This is a genomic window from Dyadobacter sp. BHUBP1 (assembly GCF_050587785.1).
Classification (GTDB): Bacteria; Bacteroidota; Bacteroidia; order Cytophagales; family Spirosomataceae; genus Dyadobacter.
Genome location: NZ_JBOBIH010000006.1, coordinates 26,058 through 39,521, shown reverse-complemented (window position 1 = coordinate 39,521; position 13,464 = coordinate 26,058). Strand labels below are relative to the sequence as shown.

Genomic DNA, 13,464 nt, shown 5'->3' with positions numbered 1-13,464 from the left:
ATACGGAGTGGCAGGGCGGATTCTAAATTTGGTTACAAAGCAAAAATAGCAGTTTGCCATCATTTCGGGCCAAGAAATGACAGTACACGTTCGGTAACGTCTTTCAGCGACGGGATCTGGACAGGCTTCTGGAGGTAAGCCATCACATGTCCCGAACCCATGGCCCGGTCATAATCCTCCATCTCAGAGGAAGAACTCATCATGCAAATGGAAATGGGCCGGGGTACGTTCGGTTTCAGTTTTTCGTATTCGTTCAGGAATTGCCAGCCATCGAGGATAGGCATATTAATGTCGAGCAGTATCAGTTGAGGGAGTTTCAGCGCGTCCTTTTTGTGGTTGTTGAGGTAATCTATGGCATCCCGGCCATTTTCAAAAAAGATAATTTCCCGGGCTATTTTGGCCTTTTCAAGAATGCGTTTCAGGAGGTAAGTGAAGATTTTGTCATCGTCCACTACGCAGAGTATTTCAAGCATTTTCGTTGAATGTAATTTTGAATGTAATACCCGCGTCGACCTTGCTGAATACCTGAATGTTCCCGCCCTGGGCTTCTATCTGATTTTTTATCAAAAATAAGCCGACTCCGTGAGCGTCTTCATGTTTATGGAAGGTTTTATACAGGCCAAAAATCTTGTCGGCATGGAGCGAAAGATCGATCCCCTTGCCCAGGTCGCTGTATTCCAGTACCTTAAGCCCCGTCTCGTTCCGGTAGAACCGAAGGTGTATCACCGGGTGTTGATGGTCTTTTTTGTACTTGATCCCATTGGAAATCAGGTTCATCAGAATGCTTTCCAGGTAAATACGGGGAAATACGATCTCTTCCACCATGAAATCCATCCCTATTTCCGCCTGGCTGGTACGCAGACTTTCATCAAGCACGCCGAGGACCTGTTCGGTTACCTCCCTGATATCCAGTTTTTCGCCCGCCAGCTGATTGTCGCGGATCTTGATGACTTGTGAAAGGTCGTCGAGGGTTCCGTTCAAATGCCGGGACACTGTTTTGATCTTTTGAAAAAGCTCCTCATTGTCTTTCGTGAGGGTCGATTCGTCTACAAAATCGGCAAGCAAGGCAATGTTGCTGGAATGGTTACGCAGGTTGTGGGAAAGAATGTGGGTAAAACTTTGCAGCTGGCTATTCTTTTGGGCCATCTGATCGATCGATTTGACGAGTTTCAGTTCCAGCGTTTTGTACCGGTCTATATCCATGATAATACCTCTGAGTTTGTTCACCTGTCCGCTGGCATTCAGCGATGGCGTGGCCGAAAAACGTATCCATTTACGTGCGCCGGTGGCGGTGCTGAGTTGCAGTTCATGATCCCACGAACAGCCGGTTTCCATCGATTCCCGAAGCGCCGCTCGGATGATGAGCTGATAAGGTTCGGGGAAAAAGCGGAGCAGGTCGGTTTCGTTGTGAATATGTTCTTCGTTGGTTTCCAGGATGTTGCCGCAAGTAGCCGTCCAACGGAATTGTCCCTTAGCAGTATCGTATTCCCAGCCGCCGAGCTTGCCGACATCGCTGGCAACGCTGAGCAGGAACTCGCTCTCCGCAAGTTTTTCTTCCACGGCCGTACGTTCGTCGATTTCCCGTTGCAGATCGGAAACAGACCGGAGCAAGAGCACATTGGGAAAGATCTTGTACAGATAATAAACTGTCGTCACGGAGATGATCGCTGTGGCAAACCTGACCAATGCACTGAAGCGATACGCCGGTATCCAGAAAATCAATGCGTCGATCAGATGCGTAGTGCCGCAGAAAGCGATAAAGGCGACGAACAGCCAGATTGTTTTAGGGAATGGAAAATCTTTTCTGTTGCGAACGAACCGGATCAGGAAAATGGGAATCAGGAAATACGAAGCCCAGATGAACATGTCGGAAATGATGTACAGCCAGCCATGAAAATCCGACCACCTGCCGCAGTACCAGCGGGCAGGCCATTCCGATTGGCTGAAAATCCCCCGGAAGAATTCTACCACCTGCCTTGACAACCCGTCCTGACTTGCTGTTAAGGGAGCCTGGCCTGTACGGCAGAGTATTATACGGTCGTCTGAAATAGCATAATGTTGCGCAGTTTCCGGGGTCATGGATGTTCAATTAACGGGAGGCGTATTCGAATATTAATGATTAAATTCATGCTAAACAACCGCGCCTTTGTTTTAGAAAATAGCCTGCCTGGTATCGTAAAAATACTATTTAGCCCAGTTTGTAAAAATAATTTTAGTGAAATGAGCGAATGGCTATTAAGGAAGCATGTAGGGGGCTTTTGAGTGATCGATCGGGTTGGCACGCGGTTTGAATTAATGCCTGATTTTCAATTGTCAGACGAAAAAATGGGCCGGTGAATAGGCTTATCGACGGACCGACACAATGGTGATTGTTTGTGCTTTTTATTCTTGAAGGAAGAAAATGGCTTAGAATAAATAATTTGAAATGTCGAAAAAGTTCAAACGCTGCCTTAGGGGCAGCGCAGGACTTTTTGACTAATTTAGCAGGCCGCGCTAAACAAACCAAGCGGCGTTTTTTGCCATGAATATTCAGGTCCATCAATACGATGAAACCGCGATTGCGGAAGTAACATCTGACCAGGTTCTTATCCATACGCCCGACGACGGACTGCAATTGATGGTTGATCTATATTACCAGGGTTACGGTGAAATAATTTTGCATGAACAAAATATCACTCCCAATTTCTTCGATTTGAAAACGGGTATTGCCGGCGAAATTTTGCAGAAATTCACGACCTACCGTGTTCGCCTGGCCATTGTGGGCGACTTCGCTCATTATGAAAGTAAAAGCCTGCGAGATTTCATCTTCGAAAGTAACAAGGGGAAACAGGTCAATTTCGTACCTTCGGTGGAAGAAGCCCTTGGACGATTGTCAAGATAGCGCGATGGGAATAGATGACATTCTCGAACATTTTCACCCACTGCCGCCCGATTCGAAGGAGGCTTTGAAAGAGTGTGTTTCCGAGGTCCGGTACCCGAAAGGGCACGTGCTGATTCGTTCAGGTAGGGTGGAGAAAATGCTTTATTTCATACGGAGCGGGATCGTGCGTGCGTACTCCGATGCCGATCGCGGGGATGTTACATTCTGGTTCGGAAAGGAGGGGGATGTGGTGATTTCTATGAAAAGTTATGTTTCGGGACAGCCGGGTTATGAGCATATCGAAACCATTGAAGCGTGCGATTTGTACCAGATGAAAGCGCAGGACCTGGAATTACTTTTTGCAAGCGATATTCACGTTGCCAACTGGGGCCGGAAGCTGATCGGCCAGGAGCTGATCAAAACCGAAGAGCGGCTGATTTCCATGCAATTCAAAACCGCCCAGCAAAGGTATCTTGAATTAATGTCCGCCACCCCTGATCTGCTTCATCGCGTGCCTTTGTGCCATATTGCTTCCTACCTGGGAATCACGCAGGTGAGCCTGAGCCGCATTCGTGCGGAAATTAGGTAGCACGTCGCTTTTTATCATTTGTAAAATTTTTTGTGGAACCGGTACCGGACCTTTGTATGCAAAAACAAAGTGTTATGAACTGGATTATTTTGATCGTCGCCGGCCTGTTCGAGGTCGGATTCGCCTCTTGCTTAGGAAAAGTCCGTGAAACAAGTGGAAACGAAATGTATTTGTGGTTTACCGGATTTATCATTTCGCTGGTTGTCAGCATGGCATTGCTCCTGAAAGCGACGCAAACGCTTCCGATTGGCACGGCTTATGCTGTGTGGACTGGTATAGGGGCAGTGGGAACGGTGTTGGTAGGGATATTGGTTTTCAAAGACCCCGTCAGTTTTTGGCGGATATTCTTCATAAGCACGTTGATCCTCTCCATTGCGGGGCTGAAAATGGTTTCGCAGCATTAAGCATTGCAGTTCCGGCATCGATTTTTACCGATCCGGTTCTGGGGATTTTTTTGTACAGACGTGAAGCCTATGAACCGAAGCAACGACATCATTTTTGCCGACCGAAAAGATGCGGGACAGCAACTGGGGCATTTTCTGACAGCGCGCTACAAAGGCTTGGACCCGCTCGTAATAGGTGTAGCCCGGGGTGGGATGGAGGTGGCATATTATGTCGCCCAATGTCTTGAAACCGACCTGAATATGGTTATTTCACGGAAATTACCAGTTCCCGGCTGTCCTGAAGTCGGTTTTGGGGCCATTGCGGAGGACTTATCCGTGTACATTGCCCCGCGGTTCAGGCGGTCGTTCGAACCGGAGACGATCGGAGAGATCATCGACGAGCAGACCGACGAAGTGAATCGTCGGATTGGAATCTACAAACATGGCAAACCGCTTCCGGATATGCGCGGCCGGACCGTTATCATCGTCGACGACGGCATCGCGACGGGCGTAACGCTCGTACCTGTGCTGCGTCTGTGCCGTAACCGCGGTGCCGAACGCGTAATAGTGGCCGTGCCGGTTGCAGGCAATAACTATGATGCCTACCTGAATGACGCCGATGCACTGGAGATACTGGTTATGCCCGAATGGTTTTACGCAGTAGGCCAGGTATACGCCTCATTCCGCGATCTTACAGACGACGAGCTGCTGACCATTGTCCGCAAGGGGGCGTATCTGCGGTCGGGCTGGGAGCATGTGCGAAGTTTACACTCCTAGTTTTTACGAAAGAACAGGACTGGATTTCCGTGTGAAGTCCCAAAATGATCATCACGGATTTGAGCGGTTCAACCCGGATAAATTTCCTTTGCTCAGAAATACTTGGATGCCTGTCTGAATTCGGCTATGTTGGGATATAATTGCTTCACCAATCAACCTGACCATGCCAACTTTCATCCGCAACGAAAAACAGCCACGTGCGATCAATCTGGACAATATCGACAGTATCAAGGCAGAGAACGGAATCCGTTACGAGATCGTCTTCGAACGGGGGTTGTATGCCGCGGGCTCGGGGGAACTGGCGGTGATAGACCGGTGGCAGTTTGACACCGAGAAAGAACGAGACAAGGTCCTGAAATGGATTCTGGACAATTATGCATTGAAGTTCTGACCTGGTTCTTTAAACAAACTTGCAATAATAGGATAGAGGCTACCCGGATAACAGGTAGCCTCTATATGTTACGTACGAAATTAGTTGTGCTTCAAATTCGGTTTCGCGGGATCATCAGAAATTCGCTTTACCGGTATCCCACCACAAGCGGGTAGCAATATCGTCTTTTGCACCGGTGCCCATTTTGGAAACTGCATCCGCAACGGCAGCTGTGTTGCCGTTCCTTTCCGCATTTACAAACGGCATTCGTTTGATCCATTCGGTTGCCGGAATTACACCCCAGTCGTTGTTGCTATCGTTTTTGGCCACATGCGGGATTTTAGGATAGCCTGTACGTCTGAAATCCACCCAGGCTTCCTGCGTATTGGTGAACGTATTGAGGTACTTCTGGGTAATGATTTTTTCCAGCTTCAACTCATTCGAATCTGCATTGTTCCAGGCCACGGTGATGGTGGAAGCGGCAGTAAAATTGTTGCGGGCGTCGACCGGGTCCACATAATTGATCGGCTTGCTGGTCGCGTCGGCCAGGTACGCATCTACGCCACCTGCACCCCAGTCGGCAAACGACAGCTTGATACCTTCCTCGTAATTGGTTTTAGCATCGCCAGCGCCTTTCCAGCCTCTTAATGCGGCCTCGGCTTTCAGGAACGCTACTTCGGCAGCGGTGAAATTTCTTCTCGTTTGAACCGTCTGGAAATCTTCGCTCACTTTTGAGAATGGGACGTGGTCGGCTTTCGCTTTGATATAAGCACCATTACGAACGCCCTTGTAAGGAACAGAAGGGTGATCTGCATACAAGGCGGCGTTGGTCATAGGAGCAAAATATTTCGAAATCCGGCCGTCTTTCAAACCCACCAGAAACGACTCCATGACAGCACCCATGCGGGTATCATCCCATTCGTAGCAGATTTGTGCTACCGGTATTTTATTACCGTTCAATGAGTTGATAAAGTTGTCTGAATTGGCAGTAATCAAGCCCGCAGGATCGGCCAAGGCTTTTTCACCCTCGGTCTTTGCCATGGCAGGATCTACTTTTGAAATACGCATAGCCAATCTCAGACGCAAAGAGTTGACCAGCTTTTGCCACCGTGGAATGCTTCCGCCGTATTGAGAAGGATCGAATTTTTTGAATCCGGTGTACTCCTTATTGGCGCCGAAGTCAGTCTGGATTGAGTCCAGTTGCTTGAAGAAGAGCGGGTAAAGATCTGATTCTTTGTCATATGCAATCGAATTGGCACTAGTTCCGTATTGGGAATAGATAACCGGCCCATGTACGCCTGTCAATTTGGAAACGGCGTAAATGCGGATCAGCTTGGCCCAGGTTGCAAACAGCGGCAGGTTATTGTCTGCGGCGAGCTTGATTACCTGTTTGGCGGGGGACATAACGCTACCGTAAACACGATCCCAGTAGGTGTTCCAGCGAATGTAATAGGTCGTGTTGTTTACGTTACCCACAAAGTCTGTGGGCGTTCCCATGTAACCCATCCAGTTGTCAGAACAAAGGTCCTCTTCAATCTGGTGACCATTGAGGTTAAATATCATATTGGAAAAAGGTGAGCCTACCAGGTTGAAGTCCTGCTTAAGAAGGTCATCCGAAATTTGATATGGATTCTGGTTTGTCTCCACGAAATTGTCCGTACAAGCCGCGAATGCAATCAGTGATATCAGTGCTATAACTAATTTTTTCATGTCAATAACTTTAGAGTTTTTAGAAAGAGAACTTCAGGTTCAACCCGTAGGATCTGGTAGATGGCAAACCAAACACGTCCGTCGATTGCAAATTGTTGTTAGTACTCATTGCCTGCTCCGGATCGAAAGGTGCTTTTTTGTAGAAGAAGAACAAGTTTCTGCCTACAAACGAAATAGAAGCATCTTTGAACACGGTACCCTTGCTTTTGAAGTTATAACCCAGTACAAGCTGTCCTAATCTGATGTTAGTTCTCGAATACACATAAGGCTCCATGATTTTGTTCCGGTCACCGATGGCCGAATAATAAGTATAAGGAGCGATAGAGGTAACTGCTGTTCCCTCAGGCGTAACCGCATTGATAGGCACCGATCCCGCATCTCTTGCCTCCGCTGATCTTTCGCTTACACCGTAAGAGTCCAGGAAAGCCTCTGTTTTGGAGAATGCAACACCGCCGAATTTACCGTTAACGAGCACATTCGCGAAAAAATTACGGTAGTTGAAGTTGTTGGTCCATCCCAAAAGAAGCTTAGGATTCACATTGCCAACCTTTTCCTGTTTGGCTGCTTTGGTAGGGACACCGTTCTTATCCAGGATAATCTGGCCGGCATCGTTACGCGCGAAGTGATAAACGTAAACGTCATTGAAAGAACCGCCCGCCTTGATGATCGAAGCAAAGCCCTCGTTGTCACCACCTACCTGATAGTTAGGATTGGAAGCGATCAACTCAACAATCTTGTTCTTGTTCTGTGAGGCATTGACGGTCGTGTTCCAGCTGAAACGGTCCGTGCGGATAGGCTCTGCATTCAAAGTCAGCTCAAATCCATTGTTTTCGATCCTTCCTGCATTGACATAATAGGTGGTATAACCCGAGCCCGAAGGTGCTGCCAATGAAAGAAACTGGTTGGTACTTACGCCGTTGTAATAGGTAAAATCAAGTCCCAGTTTGTTATGGAAGAATTTGGTTTCAATACCATATTCGTTAGCTACGATTTTTTCCGGTTTCAAGTTGGTAAATGGTACCTGTGTAGGTCTGTTGATACCACCGATGCCGCTCGGTCCGCCCGCTCCTCCAATGGTGCTCAAAGGAAGTACTCTGTTATAAGGTACCTCGTTGGCCGTTTGCGAGAAGGAAGCCCGAACTTTCAATAAGGAAATAGCCTGAGGCAAATCAAGCATCTGGCTGATCACAGCCGATCCCCCGATAGATGGGTAGAAGTAAGATTGGTTGCCGGTAAGCGCCAGGGTAGAAGCCCAGTCGTTACGTCCTGCCAGATCCAGGAAGAGAAACTCCTTGAACCCGATTGACAAGTTGGCAAATGCTCCCTGCTTGATGGTGTTGCTGTAATCCGGATGGTTATTGAAAACCACGTTGTAAGGCATGTTCGAGAACGTAAACACGTTTGGATACTGCAATGATACCGTTCCGTTGTTGACGGTCATGCCATCGTAATACTTGTTTTTCTGATAACTGAGACCAGCCAATGCATTCACACTAAAGTCGCCCAGGCTTTTATTATAGGTAAGGATGCCGTCCGTATAAATGGACTGATCGGTATACCTTGCATAGGCCCATGTACCGTTGGGGCTTACACTTACGGAGTTGCCACCAGCTGCATAGCGCTTATCATCCAGCACATTGTTATAGTCAATGTTTGCCCTTACCTCGAACCGAAGGTTTTCAACGATGTCGTAGGATGCTTTCACATTCGCAATGATCCTTTTGTACGATTGCAGTTTCGGATCCTTGTAAAGTTCCCAATAAGGGTTGTTTTGCTTCTCTTCGGTGGAGTACCAGTTCATTTTGTCCATGTTCCGGTCCTTGTTGAATACCGCGTAATTGTCTTTATAGCTTTGGAAGTCGCGGTCTCTGGCAAACAGGTACAAGCCGGTTAGCGGGTTGTTGTAGTAACCTGCACCCGGACGGTTTTTGGAAACTTCGGAAGACAGGATCACACCCGAGCTGATCGTAATCTTGTCTTTCAGCATTTTCGTGCTTTGTCTGAACGAGAAGTTGTTTTTCCGATAGGTATTGGTGGGCATGATACCGTTAGAAGAAACGTTTGCATAGGAGAAATAGACATTTGTCTTCGCATTCCCGCCAGTGATGGCCACCGAGTTAGTGAACGTAGTACCCGTCCGGAAGAAGTCATTGATATAATCCTTCTGGTAGTTGTCAGATTTCACCTCAGTTGTTCCAATCGGGGTCCAGCTGTAATCCCCGCCCACAGTTCCGTAACGGTACTGGAACTTGGGAAGACCTGAAACCTTTTCCAAAACTGCGCTGGAGTTGAAGTCTACCGAAAGTTTCCCCTCTTTTCCTTTTTTAGTAGTAATCAGGATCACCCCGTTGGCGCCCTGGCTACCATATAGTATAGAAGCATTCGCACCCCTCAATATGCTGATGCTCTCGATGTCGGCAGGGTTAATGGACGAAAGACCATCACCACCATCCGTACCGCCATAAGAACCTGGCTGGCCACCTTTGTTGTTGACCATCGGGATACCGTCTATCACATAAAGGGCTTCGCTGGATCCTTGCAACGACTTATTTCCACGGAGAACTGCTCTGGTGGAACCACCCGCGCCCGAGCTGCTTACTTTAATGTCTATACCTGCGGCTTTACCGTTAAGGGCATCCACAAAGTTGGTATTGGCAGCCGCCCTCAATTCTTGTCCGCCGATTTGCTGTGTCGCATAGGTCAGTGCCTTCTTGTCACGCTGAACACCCAATGCCGTTACAACCACTTCATCAAGCGTGGCAGCGGATGTTTCCAGGACTACATCCAACACGCTTTGTGATCCAACCACCACTTCTTTACGGGTGAAGCCGATGGAGGAGAATATCAATACTGTCTGATCATTTGGGACTTCAATGGAGAATTTACCTTCGGCATCCGTGATGGTACCGACTTCGCTACCTTTGATCACTACCGTGGTACCGGGTACGGCTTCACCTTTGTTGTCGGTTACTTTACCAGTAACACCTCTTACAGTGGCGATCGACGCGACTCTGTGGTTTGAAATGCCTCCCGGCGTCATCGGAACGGCAAAGGACGTGCCTACGGAAGCCGTAAACGCGGCAATCTGGTAAAAAGAAAGTTTCATCCACAGCGGACACTTTACTTCCTGTTTTCTTCTCATAACTCTGAATGGTTAAAATTTAGGGAAAATTTGGCATAGAGACTCTGTATCGCTTCAGGGAAGCGATCAAGTGTTGAAGCTTGTTAAGTACTACTTTGAAGCTTCTTTCGATTGGAAGGAAGGGGGCGTAGAGGGTTAAGACATAGGCAATACTCGTAATTTTTATTGAAAAGTAATTAAATTATGCAATTAGTGAGTCTAACAGGTGGTTCGTTTTGAAGTTTTTTTAAAAATAGTAATTTTATTGGGTACCTGATACATTTACTAGCTGTTTGTTCTAAAAATTTTCAATTTTCTCATTTGACCGGTTACCAGAAGGTCCATGGGTAAAATGTCATGTCCATAATTCCCCCTCTATTTGTCCCGAACGGCTACGCAATGTCGTATCGTATATGACTAATTTGGCATCGGTTTAAAGCTGTTCACTAGATATCAAAAAAATATGGGAAAAGTAATAGCCGCTATCAATATGACACTCGATGGCGTTTGTGACCATACGAAGGTGAGCCCGGATGATGAGGTCCATCATCACTACGAAAATCTGCTGCGTGATGCCGATGCTATTCTATATGGGAGAATAACCTACCAGCTGATGGAATTTTGGAGGAGTATCCTGGAAAACCCGACGGGAAACCGATCCATGGATGAGTTCGCGGTGGCAATTGACCATGTTCCTAAAATTGTCTTTTCACGAACGCTGCCCGATGTTGACTGGAAAAGCGCAACGCTGGCGAAGAGAAGCCTGGAAGAAGAGGTCCTCGCACTCGCACAGCAGCCAGGCAAGCGCATTCTGGTCGGTAGCCGGAGTCTGATAATCGATTTGTTGCGGTTGAATTTAATAGATGAATTTCAGTTGATGATTCATCCCGTTATTGCTGGGGAAGGCATGCAGTTGTTCGAAAACATGCACGCCAGGAAGTCTTTAAAATTGACCCAAACAAAGACCTTCGACTCAGGCGCAATCATACATTATTATGAACCGGTGAAAAAGCAGTCAGGCAACGTCGGAAGTTGATATATGGTGACTGCTTGTCGTAGTGGTAAACGCTATTTATTATTAGAAATAAGGACTTTCATCGAATCGTACCGTAAAATTTTGATAGTTTAGAACGAAAAATAAAAGATCGTTCTCCTATGCTTATTAAACGGGTCAAAATCCTGGTGATAGTCTGTTTGGCGGTGGTAACCACGGGCTTGATGCTTCGTTATATGGATATTACGTCGGCAGCGTTCAGTTTTGGATTGAATTTTGCGATGATGTTCTGGGTATCTATACTTGAACCGCAGCTTAAACCGGCGCTTGATTCACCCTATTTTGATTCTTTCCCTTTTGAAAAGGAGGGAAAGTTGTACCGGATGTTAGGTGTTGAATGGTACCGGGCCATCTTGACTAAAAGCGGATGGGAGAAATTGAGGCAAAAGGCCACTCCCATTAGAAAAAGCCTCACTGATTTTCAGGCGTATGAACGGGCCGGCAGGGTAGCAGAAGTAGGGCATTTAGCGGCAGGTGTCGTTGTTTTAATCATCACTGGCTACGTTGCAGTTACGTACTCGGTCAGGGGTGCAATATGGCTGATAGTGTTTAATGTCTTCCTGAATTTCTATCCGGTCTTGTTGCAGCGGTACACCCGTCCAAGACTGTTGCGGATAATTGAAAAACTACAAAAAGGCCTTCTGGTGACGAACTAGGAGGCAGGGCAATTTCACGATTATGGAGCTACTGCCGACAGCCACTTATTTAGGAAACAACCTGACGACCTGCCAGACGAACGGTATCTGGAGGAGTGAAACAGTCTATTCCCAGGAGAATCTCCCTAATGTGTCGCTGCATGCACACGAGAATCCGCACATCACCATGCTTCTGGCGGGCGCAACCTTTGAAAAACGGCAGCGAAGTGAATGTTACCGGCAAGCAGGGGAGGCAGTATTCTTTCATGCGGGAGAGCCGCATCAGAACAGTAAGACATTACCCGGTTCACGGAATTTTAATATTGAGTTCACACCCCTTTTTTTTGAGACATATGATCTCTCAGAAGACCGCATCGCCCGAAGCACCCATAAAAATCCGCTCGCTGCCAATGCGTTTCTGCAAGCCTACCGCCAATCATTGAATGACGACCGTTACGCCGGTGATTCAATTACGATGACAGTACTCGGGCTACTTGGCATGCCGGAATGCGCCGGTCGCCGGAGGCCACCGGGTTGGGTGGGTCAAGTTACCGACTTGCTGCACGATCGCTGGAACGAGCAGGTGACCCTGCGCGAACTCTCCGAGGCGACAAGTATGCACCCTGTAACGATCTCGAAATATTTTCCGCACTATTTCGGTTGCACATTGGGTGAATACATGCGGAAACTCAGAGTCATGAACTCCATTGCCCTGGTTAAGAACACATCTTACCAGTTAACGCGTATCGCACATGAGTGCGGGTTCGTCGATCAGGCACATTTTACAAAGGCTTTCAAACAAATCACCGGATTTTTACCCAAAGAATACCGGACAATTTAATACGCTAATCTGATACAATTTTGAGTGGCCGACATACCGGAGTTTTGTAATAAACTAATCAACCCGGCCTATGTTAACCATCAAACCTGCACTGTTCTGTCTGAGTGTCGTTTTTTTTCTGCTTCGTTGCCAGTGCGTGTCCGCTCAGGTCCTGTCTTCTCAGGAAATCGGAGCAGCGATTGCCGTCATTGCGCAACAAATCGACACTGCTTATGTTTTTCCGGAGAAAGGGCGAAAAATAGCGGAACATCTTCAAGCAGAACTTCGAAAAGGTAGGTTTTCGGCTGTTAAAAATTGGCAGGACCTGGCTGGGTCTGCTTCGGAAAGCTTGCGTGAATTTAGCCGGGATGGACATTTATATGTTAAGTATGACCCTCAAACTGTCCAGGCGTTACGAAAACCCCGGCAATCGGACTTGGATACGGCTTCGCAGGCATACAATCCTTTTTTTGACGGGAAAGACGCCGGGGAACGGAACTTCGGCTTTCATAATGTAAAAATACTGGAGGGCAATATCGGTTATATTGAGATTTCGGAAATTAACGTTTCGGCACGTAGTCTGCCGACGCTGCTTGCTGCCATGCGGTTTGTGGCAAATAGCAGGGCGCTGATTATCGACCTGCGAAATAACAGCGGCGGGGGCAGCGACGTGGGTAATGTCCTGGAAAGCTATTTTCTTCCCAAACACACACCCTTGCTCGAATTTAAGACCAGGAATGGCAGCATGCAGATAGAAAAAACAGTTGGATGGTTGTTGGAGCCAATATATGAAAAGCCACTTTTTATTCTGGTCAATAAAGGGACGGCATCCGCTGCGGAGGCGTTCGCATATGCGCTTCAAAAGCATAAACGCGCAAAAGTCGTCGGACAGCGGTCAGCCGGCGGGGCGTTCATGAGTTCGTGGTACCCGGTTAACGAGCATCTCTATCTTTCCGTTTCTACGGGCGCTCCTACCTGGCCCGGCACAACCGAGAATTGGGAAGGAACGGGCGTTCACCCCGATTACACCGTATCTGAAGGTACCGAGCTCACCGCGGCTTCTCAATTGCTGAAATAAATGCTCCTTCGAATCCGTGCCATTCTATTAAAGCAACCATATACGACAAAAGTGTAATCCTGGCGTT

The 13,464-nt window shown here is 47.6% G+C and carries 13 protein-coding genes; 9 read left to right on the top strand and 4 right to left on the bottom strand.

Going from position 1 to position 13,464, the window contains the following annotated elements; genetic code table 11:
* Nucleotides 1-59: 59 nt before the first annotated feature.
* Both ACQ4MZ_RS22305 and ACQ4MZ_RS22300 read right to left on the bottom strand, forming a co-directional pair.
* The gene (locus ACQ4MZ_RS22305) at nt 60-473 is read right to left on the bottom strand and encodes a response regulator (protein WP_430848655.1); all 414 of its coding nucleotides are present in this window, start codon (nt 471-473) and stop codon (nt 60-62) included.
* Nucleotides 466-2,079 (bottom strand): sensor histidine kinase, encoded by a 1,614-nt coding sequence (locus ACQ4MZ_RS22300; protein WP_430848653.1) that lies wholly within the window; start codon nt 2,077-2,079, stop codon nt 466-468. Before ACQ4MZ_RS22300 ends, ACQ4MZ_RS22305 begins: the two co-directional genes overlap by 8 nt.
* Before the next feature lie 442 nt (nt 2,080-2,521).
* Between ACQ4MZ_RS22300 and ACQ4MZ_RS22295 the strand changes: the two genes are divergently transcribed.
* From ACQ4MZ_RS22295 to ACQ4MZ_RS22275, 5 genes are all read left to right on the top strand, one after another.
* Complete coding sequence (locus ACQ4MZ_RS22295; protein WP_430848651.1) at nt 2,522-2,881, top strand: DUF4180 domain-containing protein; 360 nt, start codon at nt 2,522-2,524, stop codon at nt 2,879-2,881.
* A 4-nt stretch (nt 2,882-2,885) separates the two neighbouring features.
* Nucleotides 2,886-3,449 carry a Crp/Fnr family transcriptional regulator gene (locus ACQ4MZ_RS22290; RefSeq protein WP_430848649.1) on the top strand — a complete coding sequence of 188 codons (564 nt, stop codon included), beginning with the start codon at nt 2,886-2,888 and terminating at the stop codon, nt 3,447-3,449.
* Nucleotides 3,450-3,523: 74 nt separating this feature from the next.
* Nucleotides 3,524-3,853 carry a DMT family transporter gene (locus ACQ4MZ_RS22285; RefSeq protein WP_430848647.1) on the top strand — a complete coding sequence of 110 codons (330 nt, stop codon included), beginning with the start codon at nt 3,524-3,526 and terminating at the stop codon, nt 3,851-3,853.
* Between the two features lie 69 nt (nt 3,854-3,922).
* Entirely contained in the window at nt 3,923-4,609 is a 687-nt protein-coding gene (locus ACQ4MZ_RS22280) for a phosphoribosyltransferase (RefSeq protein WP_430848645.1), read from the top strand.
* 163 nt (nt 4,610-4,772) lie between these two features.
* Nucleotides 4,773-5,000, top strand: a complete 228-nt coding sequence (locus ACQ4MZ_RS22275) for a hypothetical protein (RefSeq protein ID WP_430848643.1) — start codon at nt 4,773-4,775, stop codon at nt 4,998-5,000.
* 114 nt (nt 5,001-5,114) lie between these two features.
* Here ACQ4MZ_RS22275 and ACQ4MZ_RS22270 read toward each other — a convergent pair whose 3' ends face one another.
* Together ACQ4MZ_RS22270 and ACQ4MZ_RS22265 are read right to left on the bottom strand one after the other, a co-directional pair.
* Nucleotides 5,115-6,689 (bottom strand): SusD/RagB family nutrient-binding outer membrane lipoprotein, encoded by a 1,575-nt coding sequence (locus ACQ4MZ_RS22270; RefSeq protein ID WP_430848641.1) that lies wholly within the window; start codon nt 6,687-6,689, stop codon nt 5,115-5,117.
* Nucleotides 6,690-6,708: 19 nt separating this feature from the next.
* The gene (locus ACQ4MZ_RS22265; protein WP_430848639.1) at nt 6,709-9,831 is read right to left on the bottom strand and encodes a SusC/RagA family TonB-linked outer membrane protein; all 3,123 of its coding nucleotides are present in this window, start codon (nt 9,829-9,831) and stop codon (nt 6,709-6,711) included.
* Nucleotides 9,832-10,273: 442 nt separating this feature from the next.
* Between ACQ4MZ_RS22265 and ACQ4MZ_RS22260 the strand changes: the two genes are divergently transcribed.
* The 4 genes from ACQ4MZ_RS22260 to ACQ4MZ_RS22245 all read left to right on the top strand — a co-directional run bounded on the left by ACQ4MZ_RS22260 (nt 10,274) and on the right by ACQ4MZ_RS22245 (nt 13,397).
* Nucleotides 10,274-10,846, top strand: a complete 573-nt coding sequence (locus ACQ4MZ_RS22260) for a dihydrofolate reductase family protein (RefSeq protein ID WP_430848637.1) — start codon at nt 10,274-10,276, stop codon at nt 10,844-10,846.
* A gap of 119 nt (nt 10,847-10,965) precedes the next feature.
* The gene (locus ACQ4MZ_RS22255; protein WP_430848635.1) at nt 10,966-11,520 is read left to right on the top strand and encodes a hypothetical protein; all 555 of its coding nucleotides are present in this window, start codon (nt 10,966-10,968) and stop codon (nt 11,518-11,520) included.
* A gap of 22 nt (nt 11,521-11,542) precedes the next feature.
* On the top strand, nt 11,543-12,340 hold the full coding sequence (locus ACQ4MZ_RS22250) for a helix-turn-helix transcriptional regulator (RefSeq protein ID WP_430848633.1): 798 nt from the start codon (nt 11,543-11,545) through the stop codon (nt 12,338-12,340).
* A gap of 70 nt (nt 12,341-12,410) precedes the next feature.
* Complete coding sequence (locus ACQ4MZ_RS22245; protein ID WP_430848631.1) at nt 12,411-13,397, top strand: S41 family peptidase; 987 nt, start codon at nt 12,411-12,413, stop codon at nt 13,395-13,397.
* Nucleotides 13,398-13,464 lie beyond the last annotated feature (67 nt).